Annotated in this window: 15 protein-coding genes; 6 read left to right on the plus strand and 9 right to left on the minus strand. The window is 73.4% G+C overall.

The genetic code is table 11. The features are described 5' to 3' along the window. The first annotated feature begins 95 nt into the window (after positions 1-95). A complete protein-coding gene (locus CHC11_RS22705) occupies positions 96-770 on the plus strand; it encodes an ABC transporter ATP-binding protein (RefSeq protein WP_089313766.1) in 675 nt (224 codons plus the stop codon). Continuing rightward, on the plus strand, positions 767-3067 hold the full coding sequence (locus CHC11_RS22710; RefSeq protein WP_089313767.1) for an ABC transporter permease: 2301 nt from the start codon (positions 767-769) through the stop codon (positions 3065-3067). Before CHC11_RS22705 ends, CHC11_RS22710 begins: the two co-directional genes overlap by 4 nt. A gap of 413 nt (positions 3068-3480) precedes the next feature. Here the strand turns inward: CHC11_RS22710 and CHC11_RS22715 are convergent, their stop codons facing one another. Then, on the minus strand, positions 3481-5517 hold the full coding sequence (locus tag CHC11_RS22715) for a sensor histidine kinase (protein ID WP_089313768.1): 2037 nt from the start codon (positions 5515-5517) through the stop codon (positions 3481-3483). After that, on the minus strand, positions 5507-6196 hold the full coding sequence (locus CHC11_RS22720) for a response regulator transcription factor (protein WP_089313769.1): 690 nt from the start codon (positions 6194-6196) through the stop codon (positions 5507-5509). Before CHC11_RS22720 ends, CHC11_RS22715 begins: the two co-directional genes overlap by 11 nt. A gap of 92 nt (positions 6197-6288) precedes the next feature. Here CHC11_RS22720 and CHC11_RS22725 point away from each other — a divergent pair, with 92 nt between their 5' ends. Both CHC11_RS22725 and CHC11_RS22730 read left to right on the plus strand, forming a co-directional pair. Further along, the gene (locus tag CHC11_RS22725; protein WP_089313770.1) at positions 6289-7050 is read left to right on the plus strand and encodes a L,D-transpeptidase; all 762 of its coding nucleotides are present in this window, start codon (positions 6289-6291) and stop codon (positions 7048-7050) included. 22 nt (positions 7051-7072) lie between these two features. Then, positions 7073-7339 (plus strand): hypothetical protein, encoded by a 267-nt coding sequence (locus tag CHC11_RS22730; protein WP_089313771.1) that lies wholly within the window; start codon positions 7073-7075, stop codon positions 7337-7339. An 80-nt stretch (positions 7340-7419) separates the two neighbouring features. Here the strand turns inward: CHC11_RS22730 and CHC11_RS22735 are convergent, their stop codons facing one another. Next, positions 7420-8127 (minus strand): helix-turn-helix transcriptional regulator, encoded by a 708-nt coding sequence (locus CHC11_RS22735; protein ID WP_089313772.1) that lies wholly within the window; start codon positions 8125-8127, stop codon positions 7420-7422. 29 nt (positions 8128-8156) lie between these two features. After that, positions 8157-9107 (minus strand): alpha/beta fold hydrolase, encoded by a 951-nt coding sequence (locus CHC11_RS22740; RefSeq protein ID WP_089313773.1) that lies wholly within the window; start codon positions 9105-9107, stop codon positions 8157-8159. A 172-nt stretch (positions 9108-9279) separates the two neighbouring features. Here CHC11_RS22740 and CHC11_RS22745 point away from each other — a divergent pair, with 172 nt between their 5' ends. Together CHC11_RS22745 and CHC11_RS22750 are read left to right on the plus strand one after the other, a co-directional pair. After that, the gene (locus CHC11_RS22745) at positions 9280-10068 is read left to right on the plus strand and encodes a 3-hydroxybutyrate dehydrogenase (RefSeq protein ID WP_089313774.1); all 789 of its coding nucleotides are present in this window, start codon (positions 9280-9282) and stop codon (positions 10066-10068) included. Positions 10069-10079: 11 nt separating this feature from the next. After that, positions 10080-11963, plus strand: coding sequence for a helix-turn-helix domain-containing protein (locus tag CHC11_RS22750; RefSeq protein WP_245919601.1), 1884 nt, complete (start codon positions 10080-10082; stop codon positions 11961-11963). A 63-nt stretch (positions 11964-12026) separates the two neighbouring features. Here the strand turns inward: CHC11_RS22750 and CHC11_RS22755 are convergent, their stop codons facing one another. From CHC11_RS22755 to CHC11_RS22775, 5 genes are read right to left on the minus strand one after another with little or no spacing between them, the layout of a single operon-like run. After that, positions 12027-13016, minus strand: coding sequence for a branched-chain amino acid ABC transporter permease (locus CHC11_RS22755; RefSeq protein ID WP_218826200.1), 990 nt, complete (start codon positions 13014-13016; stop codon positions 12027-12029). Next, positions 13013-13873 (minus strand): branched-chain amino acid ABC transporter permease, encoded by an 861-nt coding sequence (locus CHC11_RS22760; RefSeq protein WP_089313777.1) that lies wholly within the window; start codon positions 13871-13873, stop codon positions 13013-13015. Before CHC11_RS22760 ends, CHC11_RS22755 begins: the two co-directional genes overlap by 4 nt. A 12-nt stretch (positions 13874-13885) precedes the next feature. Then, entirely contained in the window at positions 13886-15124 is a 1239-nt protein-coding gene (locus CHC11_RS22765; RefSeq protein ID WP_089313778.1) for an ABC transporter substrate-binding protein, read from the minus strand. A gap of 10 nt (positions 15125-15134) precedes the next feature. Then, positions 15135-15827 (minus strand): ABC transporter ATP-binding protein, encoded by a 693-nt coding sequence (locus CHC11_RS22770; protein ID WP_089313779.1) that lies wholly within the window; start codon positions 15825-15827, stop codon positions 15135-15137. Continuing rightward, positions 15814-16587 carry an ABC transporter ATP-binding protein gene (locus CHC11_RS22775; protein WP_089313780.1) on the minus strand — a complete coding sequence of 258 codons (774 nt, stop codon included), beginning with the start codon at positions 16585-16587 and terminating at the stop codon, positions 15814-15816. The genes CHC11_RS22770 and CHC11_RS22775 overlap by 14 nt, the downstream gene beginning before the upstream one ends. Positions 16588-16702 lie beyond the last annotated feature (115 nt).

Here is a 16702-nt window from a genome sequence, read left to right on the forward strand (position 1 = left end):
CGGTCCACCGCCGTACATCGCTCGGATGACCCGGCCTCGGACCTACCTCCAGGACCCGACGCGCGGGAGGGGGCGCGGCTCGTACCGTCACCGCCATGGAGCTGATGGTCCAGTTGATGGACGTACGCAAGGAGTACGGCGAGACCGCCGCGCTCGCCGGGGTGAGCCTCGACATCCAGGCCGGTCAGGCCGTCGCGGTGATGGGCCCGTCTGGGTCGGGCAAGTCGACCCTCCTCAACATGATCGCCGGCCTGGACCGGCCCACCTCGGGCACGGTGGTGGTGCGCGGCGAGGACATCACGGACATGGGCGAGGCCGAGCTGGCCCGGTACCGGCGCCGCCGCATCGGCATGGTCTTCCAGTTCTTCAACCTGCTCGACGACCTGCCGGTGCTGGAGAACGTGATGCTCGCCGCCCAACTGCTCGGCACCGCGCGCAAGCAGGCGCAGGCCCGCGCGATGGAGCTGCTCGACGAGCTGGGCATCGCCGATCGCCGCAACGCCTACCCGGTGGTGCTGTCGGGCGGGGAGCGGCAGCGGGTCGGCGTCGCCCGCGCGCTGATGAACCGGCCCGCCCTGCTGCTGGCCGACGAGCCGACCGGCGCGCTCGACTCGCGGGCCGGCGAACAGGTCATGGACCTGCTGCTGGACCTCAACCAGATCGGCCAGACCCTGCTCATCGTCACCCACGACGAGCGGCTGGCCACCCGGGTCGCCGACCGGGTCGTCGCCTTCGAGGACGGCCGCGTGGCCACCGAGGTGACCCGGTGAGGGCGGTCTGGCAGGCCGCGCGGTTCGCGGTGCGGCGGCGCAAGCTGCAGACGACCATCATCACGCTGGTGCTGCTGGTGTCGACCGGGACGGTCGTGCTCGCGCTGGGCCTGCTCGCCACCGTGGACGGCCCGTACGACAAGGCGTTCGCGCGGCAGCACGGCGCGCATCTGACGGTCTCCTACGACCCCGCGAAGGCGACGGCCGCACAGGTCGCGGCGTCGGCGTCCCGGCCGGGCGTGACGGCGGCGGGCGGCCCGTACCGCTCGCAGGTCGTCGACATCCCGGAGGAGACCGACCGGGCGCGTCCGGGGCTGCTTCCGCCCGGCCCCTTCACGGTCACCGAGCGGACCGTCCGCGGCGACGACCCGGTCGACCGGCTGGCGCTCAGGAGCGGCCGCTGGGCCACCGCCCCAGGCGAGATCGTGCTGGGCACCGACTACGCGCGGTTCCCGTTCGACCCGATCGGGAGAAAGGTGACCTTCGGCGACGGGCGGACCTTCACCATCGTCGGGATCGGCCGGTCGATCACTCGGTCCTCCCAGGCGTGGGTGGCGCCCGGGCAGCTGACCGCCCCGGACGGCCTGCAGATGCTCTACCGGCTCGCCGACCCGGCCGCCCCGGCCGGCACGATCACCGCCGGGCTGCCGGCGACCGCGAGCCAGAGCTATCTCGTCTCCCGGCAGCAGGCCACCGAGGCCGGAACGACCGTCATCCCGTTCCTGGTCGCGTTCGGGATCGCCGGCCTGCTCGTCGCGGTGCTCGTCATCGCCAACGTGGTCAGCGGCGCCGTCGTGTCGGGGTTCAGGCACATCGGCGTCCTCAAGTCCCTGGGCTTCACCCCCGCCCAGGTCACCGGCGTCTACCTGGTGATGATCGCGATACCGGGGGTGCTGGGCAGCCTGATCGGGATCGCCGCGGGCAACGTCCTGGCGGGGACGGTCACCACCACGCTGGGCGACTCGTTCGACCTGCCGACCGCCAGCGGCGTCTCGCCCTGGGTGGACGTCCTGGCCTTCACGGGCGTGCTCGCGGTCGCCGTCGTCACCGCGCTGGTGCCGGCCGTCCGGGCCGGGCGGATCCCGACGGCGGTCGCGGTCAGCGCGGGCGCCGCGACGCGGCGGGGCCGGGCCCTGCGGGTGCAGCGGGCGCTGGCCCGGACGCGGTTGCCGCGCCCGGTCAGCCTGGGCCTGGGCCTGCCGTTCACCCGGCCGGGCCGTACCGCGCTGACCGTCACCGCCGTCGCGTTCGGAGTGGCGGCGGTGACGTTCGCCGCCGGCCTCAACCGGTCGCTCAGCGCCTACCTCGCCGACGCGGAACTCACCGAGACCGTCCACGTCCTGGTCCCCACCGACGGCGGCCGGCCGGTCTCACTGGCCGGGCGGCCCGGCACCGCCAAGGTCGCGGTCACGCGCTTCGAGCAGGTCCACGTGCCGGGGTTCGACCGGCCGGTGCAGGTCAAGGCCTACCAGGGGAACGTCGAGGACCGGCACGGCTACCGGATGGTGCACGGCCGCTGGCTCGGCGGGCCGGGTGAGGCGGTCGTGGGCGACCCGTTCCTGAAGACCGGCGGCAAGAAGATCGGCGACACCGTCGTCGTGACCGTGGACGGCAGGAAGGCCGCACTGCGGATCGTCGGGACGGCGCTCGTGGACGGCGGCGACACCGTCCTCGCGGACTGGGCGTCCCTCACCTCGCTCGTCGACCGCGGGAAGCCGGCGGCGTCCCCGGAATCCTCCGGCCCGCACTCCGGCATGGTGACCTCCCTTCTGGAGGTCACCCTCACCCCCGGCACCTCTCCGGAGCACTACGCCGCCGCGCTCAGGGCGGACGGGATCCCGGCCGAGCCGGCCGCCGAGGGCATCGAATCCGGCCAGGTGATCCTCCTCGGGCTCCTCACCCTGCTGACCTTGGGGCTGACCACGGTCGCCGGGCTCGGGGTGTTCAACACGGTGATCCTCAACACCAGGGACAGGGCGCGCGACTTCGGCGTCCTGAAGTCACTGGGCGCGACACCGCGGCAGGTCCTGACGGTCGTGCTCGCCTCCATGGCCGTCCTCGGCCTGGTCGGCGGACTCGTCGGGGTGCCGCTGGGCGTGGCCGCCCACCATGTGGTGCTGCCGGCCATGGCCGACACCGGCGGCCTCGTCCTCCCCTACGGCCTCATGGAGACCTTCCCCTGGCCGCTGATGCTCCTGTCCGTCTTCGCGGGCATCGCGATCGCCCTGCTCGGTGCATTGATCCCGGCGGGCCGGGCGTCCCGGATCAAGACGGCGGCGGCCCTGCGCTCGGAGTGACCGGCTCGCCCGGAGCGGCCCCGGGAAAGACGGTGGAAGCGGGGCGGGCCCGCTTCCACCGTCCATGGTGGTGTCACGCCTGAGCGTCACGCCGTCCGTGCCCCCGGAGGGTCGCGGATCGTTCCAGCCGGACGGCGGTGAGGCCGTCAGGCCATGTCGCACTTCCATCGGGCGGAGTCATCCGGCTTCCACGTGCTCGGAAATCGGCGGGGGCGGCGTAGCCGTGCGCGCCGCGAAACCAGGTCACAGCCTGGTCGGGGGCAACGGATGTGGGCTGTGAACGAGTGAAACTCCTGCTGGAAGAGGTTGTCGACCAAGATCAATGTTGTCCGCACAGGAGATCCATGTGCTGTTCCACCGTGCCGCGTCAGTTCTGTCGCGTCCGACCCTGACCTCCGGCACAGCCTCGGTGGTCAGTGCGACCAGACGCGGTTCGGGGAGCGGGGCAGTCGCAGGACGAACGTCGCGCCTCGGCCCGGTTCGCTGCGGACCGCCGCGGACCCGCCGTGCGCCTCGGCCAGCTGCCGCACGATGGCCAGGCCCAGTCCGCTGCCGCCGGTCTGCCGGCTGCGCGACTTCTCGACCCGCCAGAACCGGTCGAAGACGTGCGGCAGGTGCTCGGGCGCGATGCCCGGCCCGGTGTCGGCGACCTCGATCAGCACGTCATCGCCGTCGGCGTACGCGCGCAGGCTCACCCGCCCGCCGGCCGGCGTGTAGCGGACCGCGTTGGCGAGCAGGTTGCCGACCGCCTGCCGCAGCCGTACCGGATCGGCGTCCAGGTGCGGCCGACCGGTCACCCCGGCGGTCAGCACCAGCTCGGCGGCCTCGGCCGCGGCTCGGTAGACGGTCGCGATGTGCTCGACCAGGTCGGCCACGTCGACCGGCTCGGGGTGCAGCCGCAGCTTCCCCACGTCGGCGAGCGCGAGCTGCTGCAGGTCGTCGACGATGTGCTGCAGCAGCGTGGCCTCCTCGACCAGCGAGGCGGTCAGCGCCGGGCCCAGGTCGGCCACGCCGTCCTGGGCGGCCTCCAGCCAGCCCCGGATGTTGCTCAGCGGCGTGCGCAGCTCGTGCGACACGTCGCTCACCATCGCCTTGCGCTGCCGCTCCATGCGGTCCAGGTGCTCGGACATCTCGTTGAACGCGGCGCCCAGCTCGCCGACCTCGCCCTTGGCGCGCACCAGGACCCGCGCCGAGCCGTCGCCGGCCCGCATCCGCCGGGCCGCCGCGGTGACCGCCCGCACCGGCCGCGCCATCCGGGTGGCGACGAGGACGCTGACCCCGACCGCCAGGACGAGGATCACCGCGGTGACCCCCGCGATGCCGTACGGGTCGATGGCCGGCGTACGGTCCTCCGACGAGCCGATGTAGAGCAGCGCGGCCGGCGCGACGTACGACTTCAGCTGGGTGCGGCGCGCGGCGGCCAGGCACTCGGCGGCCGACGCCGGAGCGGCCGGCGTGCCGGTCTCGTCCAGCCACACGTCGACCTGGCTTCCGCGGCACTGCCGGACCAGGGCGGCGAGCTGGTTGAGCGCGCGCTTCTCGGTGGCGGTCGGCCCGGGCGCGTCCGGCGAGCACGACGCGGGCCGCACTGGGGGCTCCGGCACCGCGGAAGGCCGCACCGCCGGTCCGCCGCCGGGCGCGCCGGTCGGCACGCCGGTCGACGTGCGGGGCGGGATGCCGGGCGTGGAGCCCGGCCGCTGCGTCCCCTCCCCCGGCTCTGGCGGCGAGGTGGGGCTCGGCGTCGGCGGGACCGAGGCCGACGGCGTCCTGGCGACCCCGGCGAGCCGAACCGCTCCGCCGCCGGGCGATCGCGCGAACGCCGCCCGCTGCGGGGAAGGGTGGTGTCCGGAAGGTGCGCCGACGGGCACGCCCGGAGGGTTCGTGGCCGTCGGCGTCGGGGTGGTCGGACCGCCCTCGCGGCGCAGGTACGGGCGGCCGCCGGGCCCGGCGAGGACCGTGGCGCGCTGGCCTTCGCGGCGCAGGCACGCCGCCTGCGCGTCGACCTCCCGGCGCAGCCGTACCCGCTCGGGATCCGGCAGCCGGAACGGCCCGGCCGCACGCGGGTCGATCCGGTCGGTGGCCGCACCGGGCCCCAGCGAGACGTCCACGGCGAGCGGGTCGACGACGGCCGAGGGGCGCGCCGGCAGCGGCGGCCGGCCGGCCGCCGAGTCCGCGATCCGGGTGCCGCCCTCGGTCGCCAGCGCGACCCGCTGGCCGCTCCGCCGCGCCAGCCCGCGCACGGTCTCCTCGACGCCGTCCCAACGCGGGTGGCTCGCCGCGTAGCCGAGCAGCGCGTCGTTGATCCGGGCGTCGCGGGCGAGCGTCTGGCCCTGCCGATGCCGGATCTCGCCGGACGTGCTGCGCGCCGCCAGCCACGCGGTCGCCACGATCGAGCACACCGCGATCAGTACCGAGCCGGCGACCAGTCGCAGGAGCAGGCTATGGCGCACGGTCGCCGACCAGCTTGTACCCGACGCCGTACACGGTGCACAGCCGGACCGGCCGCCGCGGCTGCGGCTCGATCTTCTTGCGCAGGTTCTTCACGTGCACATCGACCGTGCGCTCGGTGATGAAGCGGTCGAAGCCGTGCAGGTGCTCCAGGAGCTGCGCCCGGGTGAGGACCCGGCCCGGCCGCGCGGCCAGCGCCTCCAGGATGCGGAACTCCGCGGGCGTGCACTCGACCTCGCGGCCGTCCGCGAGGACCGTGTGCCGTTCGGGGTCCACCGTGATGGCGCCGACCCGGTACACCTGCTCGCCGCTCCCCCGCCCGGTCCGCCGCAGCAGCGTGCGCACCCGGGCCATCAGCTCGCGCGGGCTGTACGGCTTGGTGACGTAGTCGTCGGCGCCGAGGTCGAGACCGCGCAGCAGGTCGTCCTCCGTCGAGCGGGCGGTCAGCATGAGCACCGGGACGTCGGACTCGGCGCGCAGCTCGCGGCACACGTCGAGGCCGTCGGCCCCCGGCATCATCACGTCGAGCAGCACGAGGTCGGGGCGTCGCGCGCGAGCCTCGTCGAGCGCGGTCCGCCCGTCGTGGACGACGACCACGCAGTGCCCCTCGCGCTGGAGATAGCGGCGCAGCAGCTCCGCCTGTTTGGTGTCGTCCTCCGCGACCAGGACATTCGCGCACATGGCCGTGAGCGTAGCCATCCCGGGACCGGGACCACGGGATCATCACATCGGCCTCACAGGTTCTTCACACTCCTCGGCCAGCATCTCGCGGCATGCGCCAAGTCAAGATCCACACCGGCGCCCTGCTCGCCGCCGGCCTGATCGCCGGGCCGGCCGGCTGCGGCTCGTCGGACCACGGCAGATCAGGGGACGGACCGCCCGATGCGGACCGGCCGGCGGCCGCCGCCGAGCCACAGCGGTCAGAGCAGCGGCAGGGCGGTGCCGAGATAGCGACCGTGCGCGGCCGCCGGATCGCCGTGCACAAGCGGAAGGGCGACGGTGCGACCTGGAAGACGCTGTCCAGCCCCAACGAGATGGGCGCCGCCCGGGTCTTCCTCGTCGACGCCAAGGACGGCGACTGGCTCAAGGTGCTGCTGCCGCTCCGGCCCAACGGCAGCACCGGGTGGGTCAAGGCGTCCGACGTCGAGCTGTCGTCGACACCCCACCGCGTGGAGATCGATCCGAAGGCGTTCACGTTCACCGTCTTCGACGGTGACAAGGTGCTGCGCACCGGCAAGGTCGCCACCGGCGGGGGCGGCACCCCGACCCCGGCCGGTCGCTTCTACTTCACCGAGCTGGTCCGGCCGCCGAACCCCAACGGCGACTACGGGGCGTACGCCTTCGGGCTGAGCGGTTTCTCGCCGACGCTGAGGACGTTCGCCGGCGGCCCCGGGCAGCTCGCCGTGCACGGCACGAACAAGGCGTCGGCGCTGGGCGGCAAGGTCAGCCACGGCTGCGTGCGGGTCGGCAACGACGACATCACCTGGATGGCCGAGAACCTGGCGATCGGCACGCCTGTCGTCGTCAAGAAATGAAACACCACCGAAAGGAACATCGATGCGCCTGAAGTCCCTCATCGCGGCCGTCGCGCTGGGCGTCGGCCTGGCCGGCACCGGCATGGCCGCCGCCGAAGCCACCACCGCCACCCCCCACCCGACCGCCTCACCCGGCGTCCCGGCCCCGACCCCGACCCAGCCCCCCGGCGTCCCGGCACCGACCCCGACCCCGACCCGGCCTCCCGGGGCCCCGGCCAAGCCCACCGAGCCGCCGGTCACCATGCCCTCCGGAAAGGCCATCCCCAAGGTGCCGAACTACACCGGCTGACCGTGAGCGCGGGCCCGCACGTCTCCCGTCGTGCGGGCCTGCCGCCGTAGAGGCGGCGCGACGGCCCCGCGCCGGTGTGCTCAGATGAATTCCAGGGGGCGGACGGTGTAGTCGGACGGGATGTCGTCGTGCATGGCTTCGACCGACCGCTCTGGGGCGGTCTCCTCCAGGAGGGCGGCGCGGCGGACTCGGTCGGTGCGGAATATGCGGGATCCATCGCGCATGCGGCACCAGGCCGTCAGGTACCAGCCGTTGCCGGACGCGGTGAACGTGACGGGCTCGACGTCGCGTTCGGTCTCGGTGCCCGTCCGGTCGACGTAGGTGAGGCGGACCACCCGGCGGGTGCGGATGGCCTCCTCCAGCACGGCCGGGACGGACGCCGGGTCGTCGACTTCGGCGGGGGTCAGGAAGCGGACGCGCTGGGCCAGTTCGCGGGCCGAGGCGCTGTCGGCGGCCGACATGGCGGCGACGATCTTGTGGAGGGCGGTGCGGGCGGCGCGGGAATAGGGCGAGCCGCCGGCCCGGGACAGGGTGATCGCGAGGGCGACGGCCTCGGCGGGGGTGAAGTTCAGGGGCGGCAGCGTCCGGCTCTTGTCGAGGGTGTAGCCGCCGCCGCGGCCGACGTCCGCGAAGATCGGCACACCGGCCTGCTGGAGCGCGCCGATGTCGCGCTCGATCGTGCGGACGCTCACCTCGTACCGCGCGGCCAGCTCCCGTGCGCTGACCCGGCGCGGGGCGCACGCGCGCAGCTCCTCCACCAAGGCGTACAAGCGGTCGGTGCGGTTCACGCGCCGACCGTACGCGCCGGGTCCGACAGTCAGAGGGCGCGCAGGAAGCCGATCACGGCGTCGTTGACCTCGGCGGGGCGCTCCTGCTGCGTCCAGTGGCCGCATCCGGACAGCCAGACGGTGTCGCGCAGGTTCGGCACGAAGTCGCGCATCGAGGCGATGGCGTCGCGGGCGCCGACCGCGACCAGATCACGGTCGCCCGCGATGTAGAGGGCGGGCGGGCCGATGGGGGCGCGGTGCCAGGCGGCCGTGAGCTCCCAGTTGCGGTCGAGGTTGCGGTACCAGTTGACGGGGCCGGTGAAGCCGCTCCCGGCGTACTCCTCGACGTAGGCGGCGATGTCCTCGTCGGTGAGCCAGCCGGGAAGCTTCTCCGGGTCGGGGAGGCCGTCGAGGAAGCCGCCGCCCTCCGGGGCGATCAGCGGCGGGCACGGGCCGTCGCCGGACACCCCGTACAGCATGCGGCGGAACGTGGCGGCCCGGTCGCGGTCGAGCTCGGCCTCGGGGACGTCCGGCCGCTGGAAGCGCACCATGTAGAAGCCGTCGCCGAAGAGGCGGCGCATGGACTCCACGGGCGGCCCGCTGCTGCGCGGACGGTGCGGAACCGACATGCCGATCACGCCGCGCACCTTGTCGGGGCGCATCTGGGCGACGGCCCACGCGACGGGGGCGCCCCAGTCGTGGCCGGCCACGACGGCGCGGTCCGCGCCGAGCGGGCCGATGAGCCCGACCGCGTCGGCGGCCAGGTGCAGGATCGTGTACTGGCCGGTGTCCGCGGGGCCGCCCGTGCGGGCGTAGCCGCGCTGGTCGGGCGCGACGGCGTGAAACCCGGCCTCGGCGAGCGCGGTGAGCTGGTGCCGCCAGGAGTACCAGCACTCGGGGAAGCCGTGCAGGAGGAGCACGAGAGGCCCTTCGCCCGCCTCCGCGACGTGCATGCGCAGCCCGCTGTCCGACCGGACGAAGCGGTGCTTGATCTCGTGCATCCCTACCCCTAGCGGCATTGGCGGCCCGTGCGGGCCAACGGTAGCCGCCCCGGTGCGTGCCCGCGCCGCAGGAGGAGAAAACGGCTGGAGCCGGCGCACCCATACCGTCCGGCAGTGGATTGTGTGCGCGGCCCACATGGGAGGGCGGGGCCGGGCTCCATAAGTTCTGCCCATGACGAGCGTGACACCGCGGGCGTCCGCGGGGACTTCGGGGACGCTGGATCTGTCGGGCAGGCGCGCCCTGGTCACCGGAGGCGCGAGCGGCATCGGCCGCGCCTGCGCCCGGCGGCTCGCGTCGGCGGGCGCCGAGGTGGTGGTGGCCGACCTGGACGGGGACGCGGCGGAGCGGACCGCGGCCGAGATCGGCGGTGTCCCGCTGCTCGCGGACCTGGCCGACGTGGACGCGCTCGACGGGCTGGCCTCCGGTGCGGACATCCTGGTCAACAACGCCGGCATCCAGTACGTGGCGCCGCTCCAGGACTTCCCGCCGGAGACGTTCGCGCGGATCCTGCGGTTGATGGTGGAGGCGCCGTTCCGGCTGGTGCGGGACGCGCTGCCCGGCATGTACGAGCGCGGCTGGGGCCGCGTCGTCAACATCTCGTCCGTGCACGGGCTGCGGGCCTCGCCGTACAAGTCGGCCTACGTGACGGCCAAGCACGCCCTCGAAGGACTGTCCAAGGTGATCGCGCTTGAGGGCGCCCCGCACGGCGTGACGTCCAACTGCGTCAACCCCGCCTATGTCCGGACCCCGCTGGTGGAGAACCAGATCGCCGACCAGGCGCGCACGCACGGCATGCCCGAGGACGAGGTCGTCGAGCGGATCATGCTCGACCACGCCGCCGTGAAGCGGCTGATCGAGCCGGACGAGGTGGCGGAACTCGTCGCCTACCTGTGCTCGCCGCCCGCCTCGATGGTGACCGGCGCCTCCCTGGCACTCGACGGCGGCTGGACGGCGCACTAAGAATGAGCCGTATGACCTGCGGCGTCTTCCTCGAACTGCTGGCCCGGGAGGCCTCCCCCGTCGAGTTCGAGGGTCCCCTCGTCCAGGCGCGGGCGCAGGGCGCGCCTCCCGCCGTCCTGGAGGAGCTGGAGGAGACGAAGCTCGCCGCACTGCGGGTCCGGACGATCATGCGGCGGCACGCCCGCCGGGAGAACGAGCTGGCGGCGCTGTTCGACACCGCGGGCGACCTCGCCGGGCTGCGCGACCTCGACGCGGTGCTGGAGGCGATCACCCGCCGCGCCCGGCGGCTGCTGAACGCCGACATCGCCTACCTGACGCTGAACGACGACGCGCGCGGCGACACCTACATGCGGGTGACCGACGGGTCGGTGTCGGCGGCGTTCCGGCGGCTCAGGCTGCCGATGGGCACCGGTCTGGTCGGCCTGGTCGCGCAGACCGCGATGCCCTACAACAGCGCCCACTACCTGAAGGACGCGCAGTTCGAGCACCGGGGGTTCATCGACGACGCGGTCGCCGAGGAGGGCCTGGTCGCCATCCTCGGCGTGCCGATGCGGCTGGGCAGCCGGGTCATCGGGGTGCTGACGGCCGCGAACCGCAGCCAGCGCCCGTTCGACCAGGAGGAGGTGGCGCTGCTCGGCTCGCTCGCCGCCCACGCCGCGATCGCCATCGACAACGCCCGCCTCCTGGAGGAGACCCGCACCGCTCTGACCGAGCTGAGCGCCGCCAACGAGGAGGTCAAGGCGCGCAGCGCGGCCGTGGAGCGGGCGGCGCGCGCGCACGACCGGATGACCGCCGTGGTGGTCCGGGGCGGCGGCGTGGAGGACGTCGGCGCCGTGGTGACCGAGTTGCTGGGCGGCACCCTGCACGTCCTGGACGCCGACGGCCGCCGGCTCGCGACGACGGGCGCCGCATCGGAACCCCTCGGAGACGACGAGCTGGGCGGGGTCTCGGCCTCGGCCCACTCCGCACGCGCACAGGGCCGCACGGTCAGGCGCGGCGATCTGTGGATCGCCTCGGTGTCCACCGGCGACGAGATGCTCGGCACGCTGGTGCTGCGCACCGCCGACGAGGTGGACGACGCCGACCAGCGGATCCTGGAGCGCGCGGCGCTCGTGACCGCGCTGCTGCTGCTGTTCCAGCGCAGCGCCACCGAGGCCGAGGGGCGGGTGCGCGGCGAGCTGCTGGACGACCTGCTGTCCGGCCGCCGGGCGGGCGCGGAGGCGCTGACGGCCCGGGCGCGGCGCGTCGGCGTCGACCTGGACGCCCCGCACGTGGTGCTGTGCGCCAAGTACGACTCCCGCGAGCACCGGCCCCGCGCGGCCTTCTGGGCGTCGTCGTTCGCGGCGGTGGAGCACGGCCTGGCCGCCTCGCGGGCGGAGGAGATCGTCCTGCTGCTGCCGGGCGACCGGCCGGGCGACGCGGCGCGCCGGGTCGCCAAGGAGCTCGGCGCCTCCCTCGGCGGGGCCGCCACGGTCGGCGCGGCCGGCCCGGTGCGCGGGCCGGGCGGGGTCGCCTCCGCCCACCGGGAGGCGCAGCGCTGCGCGGACGCGCTGCTGGCCCTCGGGCGCCGCGGCGACGGCGCCGGCGCGTCCGAGCTGGGCTTCGTCGGCCTGCTCATCGGGGACGACCGCGACGTGACGGGCTTCCTCGGGAGCGCGCTCGGTCCCGTCCTCGACTACGACGACCGGCGCGGCACGGCCCTCGTCCAGACCCTGGAGGCCTACTTCGGGACGGGCGGCAGCCTGTCGCGGACGGCCGAGCGCCTGCACATCCACGTCAACACCGTGAGCCAGCGCCTCGACCGCATCGCCCGCCTCCTCGGCGACGACTGGCAGACCCCCGAGCGGGCCCTGGAACTCCAGCTCGCCCTGCGCCTGCACCGCCTCTCCCGCTGAGCGCGACGGAACGCGGCGCGCCGCCCCCCCTCGGGGGACGGCGCGCCGCGCGCTCGGTCCGCGTCACACGGAGGCCTCGACCTTGGCGTCGTCGTTCTCGGGCTCGGGACGCGCTCGGGACGCGCGGGCCGCGAGGAGATCGCGGGCGGTGCCCCAGACGCCGCGGCGGAACAGCAGCACGACCACGATGAAGATCGCACCGGTGATGATCCCGGTCTCCTCGAACCCGGCGGTGGCCAGGTAGTCGTTCAGCTCCACGATCAGCGCGGCGCCGATGGCCCCGCCCCACAGGGTGCCTATGCCGCCGAGGACGACCATCATCACGGCCTGGCCCGAGGTCGTCCAGTACACGCCCTGGAGGGACGCGAAGCCGTGCCCGACGGTGAACAGCCCGCCCGCCAGGCCCGACAGGGCCGCCGACAGGACGAAGGCCAGCAGCTTGTAGCGGTCGATGCTGTAGCCGAGCGCCCGCGCCCGGTTCGGGTTGTCGCGGATCGACATCAGGACCCTGCCGAAGGGGGACCGGACGATGCGCCAGGCGGCGAACAGCCCGAGCAGGACGAACGGCAGCGCGGCGTAGTAGAAGAAGAACGGGTCGGACAGGTCCAGCCCGAACAGCTCCCTGGGAATGCCCTGGAGGCCGTTCTCCCCGCCGGTCGCCCCCCTCCACTGGTTGGCGATGAAGTACACCATCTGCGCGAAGGCCAGGGTGACCATGGCGAAGTAGATGCCGCGCAGCCGGACCGACAGGAAGCCGATCGGGACGGCGAGGGCGGCGGCGAAAGCGGCGCCGCCCAGTACGGCCACGGGGAACGGCAGCCCCGAGTGCAGCGCGATCAGGCCGGTGGCGTACGCCGCGCCGCCCCAGAAGGCCGCGTGCCCGAACGACAGGAGCCCGGTGAAGCCGAGCAGCAGGTCGACGGCGGCCGCGAACAGCGCCCAGCAGACGATGTCCAGCGCGACCGGCGGGTAGACGAACCAGGGCAGGATGAGCGCCACCACGAGCCCCGCGGCCAGCAGGACCGGCCGTCCGGCCAGCTTGGAGAGGATCACAGGGCCTCCTCGCGTCCGAACAGTCCGGCGGGGCGCCACAGCAGCACGGCGGCCATCAGGATGAACACCAGCGTCTGCGACAGCGACGGGACGTAGTAGTTGCCGAGGGCCGACACGAGGCCGACCGCGAACCCGGCGGCGACCGAGCCGAACACCGACCCGAGGCCGCCGATCACCACCACCGCGAACACCGTGATGATCAGGTCGGAGCCCATCAGCGGGTTGACCGCCCGCATCGGCGCGGCGAGCACGCCGGCGAACGCGGCGAGCGCGATGCCGAAGCCGAACACCGGCGTCACCCAGCGGGCGACGTCGATGCCGAGGGCGCGCGACAGCTCGGGCCGCTCGGTCGCCGCCCGGACGATCATGCCGACGCGGGTGCGGGTCAGCACCACCCACACCGCGCCGCACACCAGCACCGACACCGCCAGCACGAACACCTGGTAGGTCGGGTAGGTGAACAGGCCGAGGTCGATCGACCCGTCCAGCGCGGACGGGCGCGGATAGGGCTGCGACTGCACCCCGTACCGCCGCTTCACCAGGTCCTGCAGGATCAGCGCGAGCCCGAACGTGAACAGGAAGTTGTAGAGCGGGTCCAGCGGCGCGAGCCGGCGGACGAACAGCCGCTCCAGCAGCACGCCCGCGATCCCGAGGGCGACGGGCACGATCAGCAGCGCGAGCCAGAAGTTCACGCCGAAGGAGTCGAGCAGCACGAAGGAGCCGAAGGCGCCGAGCATGTAGAACGCGCCGTGCGCGAAGTTGACCACGCCCAGCATCCCGAAGATGACGGCCAGGCCGAGGGCGAGCAGGGCGTAGAACGCCCCGCCCACCAGCCCGTTGAACGCCTGTTGCAGCACGTCGCGGCCCGCCTAGAGGGAGCAGGACGGGTCGGGCTGCTGGAACGCCTCCGCCGCCGGGATCGTGCTGAGGATCTTCTCGTAGTCCCAGGGCTCCTTGACCTCGCTCTTGGGCTTGACCTCGGCGACGTAGGCGTCGTGGGCGAGCAGGTGGTCCTCGGCGCGGATCGTGCCGGTGGAGGTGAACACGTCGTTGACCTTGGCGCCTTCGAGCTGCTTCACCACGTCGTCGGACTTGTCGGTGCCGCCGCGCTGCACGGCCTCCAGGTACTGCAGCGCCGCCGAGTAGTCGGCCGCGTGCACGGCCGTCGGGCGGGCGCCGGTCTTGGCCTTGAACTTGTCGGCCCAGGCGCGGTTGCCCTGGTTGGCGTTCCAGTACCAGAAGTCGGTGAAGCGCGTCCCGGCCAGGGCGTCGGAGCCGAGCGAGTGGATGTCGGTGATGAACATCAGGCCCGCGGCGAGCTTCACGCCCTTGTCGGCCAGCTTGTACTCGTTGTACTGCTTGACCAGGTTGACGAGGTCACCGCCGGCCTGCATCGCGCCGAGCACCTGCGGCTTGGGCTTCAGGCCCGGCGCCTTCAGCAGGAACGTGGAGAAGTTGTCGTTCGGGAACGGCGTCGGGTCGCTCTTCACGACGCTGCCCCCGGCGCCCTTGATGGCCGCCGTGAACGTCTTCTGCATGTCCTGGCCGAACGCGTAGTCCGGGTAGACGATGTACCAGTTCTTCCCGCCGTCCTTGGTGACCCCGGTGCCCGTCCCGTGGGCGAGCATGTAGCTGTTGTAGCCGTAGTGGAAGGTGTACTTGTTGCACTGCTTGCCTTCCAGCTCGGTCGTCGCGGCGCCGACGTCGATGAACAGCTTCTTCTTGTTCTTGGCGACGGTGGCGACGGCGAGCGCGGCGGACGAGGTGGGCACGTCCAGGATCAGGTCGGCCTTCTTGCGGTCGTAGAGCTCCTGGGCCTTGGAGTTGGCGACCTCGGGCTTGTTCTGGTGGTCGGCGGAGATGACCTCGATCTTGTCGGTCACGGCCTTGCCGCCGTACTTGGCCTTGAAGTCGGCGACGGCCATCTTCACCGCCTCGACGGCGTTCTTGCCCGAAAGGTCGGCGTAGACGCCGGACTGGTCGGTCAGCACCGCCAGCACGATCCCGTCATCGCTGATCTTGCCCCCGCCCCCGCCGGGTCCGCCCGCGCAGCCGGCCAGCAGCGCTCCGGCGGTCGCGAGCGCGGCCGAGCGTCCGAGAACTCTCATCGGGGTCTCCCTATATTCCGAGGTACTGGAGGAGTTCGCTCTCGCGGGCGCGGACCTCGTCGTTGTCCATGGACTCGACGATCCGGCCCTCGGCGAGCAGGTGGTGGCGGTCGGCGACGGTCGCGGCGAAGTGCACGTTCTGCTCGATGAGCAGGACGGTCACCCCGGCCGCCTTGACCTCGCGGAGGATCTCGCCGATCTGCTGGACGATCAGCGGCGACAGGCCCTCGGTGGGCTCGTCGCACAGGAGCAGGCGGGCGCCGGTCCGCAGCACCCGGGCGAGCGCGAGCATCTGCTGCTCGCCGCCCGACAGCTTCGTCCCGGGGAAACGGCGCCGCTCCCGCAGTCGCGGGAACGTCTCGTACACCCGCTCCAGCGACCAGGGGCCGGGGCCCGTCACGGGCGGCAGGGTGAGGTTCTCCTCCACCGAGAGCGTCGCGAAGATCCCGCGGTCGTCGGGGACGTAGCCGAGGCCGCGCCGGGCGCGCCTGTGCGGGCCGAGCCCGGAGATGTCCTCGTCCAGGAACCGGACCGTGCCGGACGCGCCCCGGTGGAGCCCCATCAGGGAGCGCAGGAGCGTGGTCTTGCCGGCGCCGTTGCGTCCGACGAGGGTGACGATCTCGCCCTCGTCGACGTTCAGCGACACCTCGCGCAGGGCCTGGGCCTCGCCGTACCAGGCGGACAGTCCGTCAATGCGCAGCATGGGAGTCTCCGAGGTAGGCGGTGACGACGCGGGGGTCGCGGCGGATCTCGGCGTAGGGGCCCTCGACGAGGACGCGGCCGTGCTGCAGGACGGTGACCCGGTCGGCGAGGCTGGAGACGACGCTCATGTTGTGCTCGACCATCACCACGGTCCGCCCGGCGCGCACCTTCTTGATGAGGTCGACGGTGCGGCCGACGTCCTCGACGCCCATGCCGGCGGTCGGCTCGTCCAGGAGCAGCACCTTCGGGTCCAGCGCGAGGGCCAGCGCCAGTTCGAGGGCGCGCTTGCGGCCGTAGGCCAGCGCCCCTGCCGGGACGCCGGCGTGCTCGTCCAGCCCGACCTGCCCGAGCAGTTCGGCGGCGCGCTCGCGGTGGCGGCCGAGCGCCTTGTCCGAGCGCCAGAACCGCCAGCCGAGGCCGGTGCGCCCGGCGAGCGCGAGTTCCACGTGCTGGCGCGGGGTGAGCTCGGCGAACAGGCTCGTGATCTGGAACGACCGGGCCAGGCCGAGCCTGGCGATGAGCTCGGGGCGCCGCCCGGCCAGCTCGTGCGCGCCGAGCCGGACGCTGCCCGCGGTCGGCTTGAGGAATCCGGTGAGCAGGTTGAACAGCGTGGTCTTGCCCGCGCCGTTGGGCCCCACCAGCGCGTGGACGGACCCCTCGGCGACGTCGAGGTCCACGCCGTCCACGGCCCTGAAGCCGCGGAACTCCCTGACCAGGCCGCGCGCCGCCAGCACCGGGGCATTTCGGTCCGGGTCGCCCATGCGCCCTCCTCGCGCTCGTCGTGGACGGCCCGAACCGCACTCGGGCCGCTGTGACCGGGAACGCTAGGTGGCACCCGCGGACCGGACCATGTGACCGGCACCCACATTCGGACGG

This window comes from Actinomadura mexicana, from assembly GCF_900188105.1.
GTDB classification, from domain to species: domain Bacteria; phylum Actinomycetota; class Actinomycetes; order Streptosporangiales; family Streptosporangiaceae; genus Spirillospora; species Spirillospora mexicana.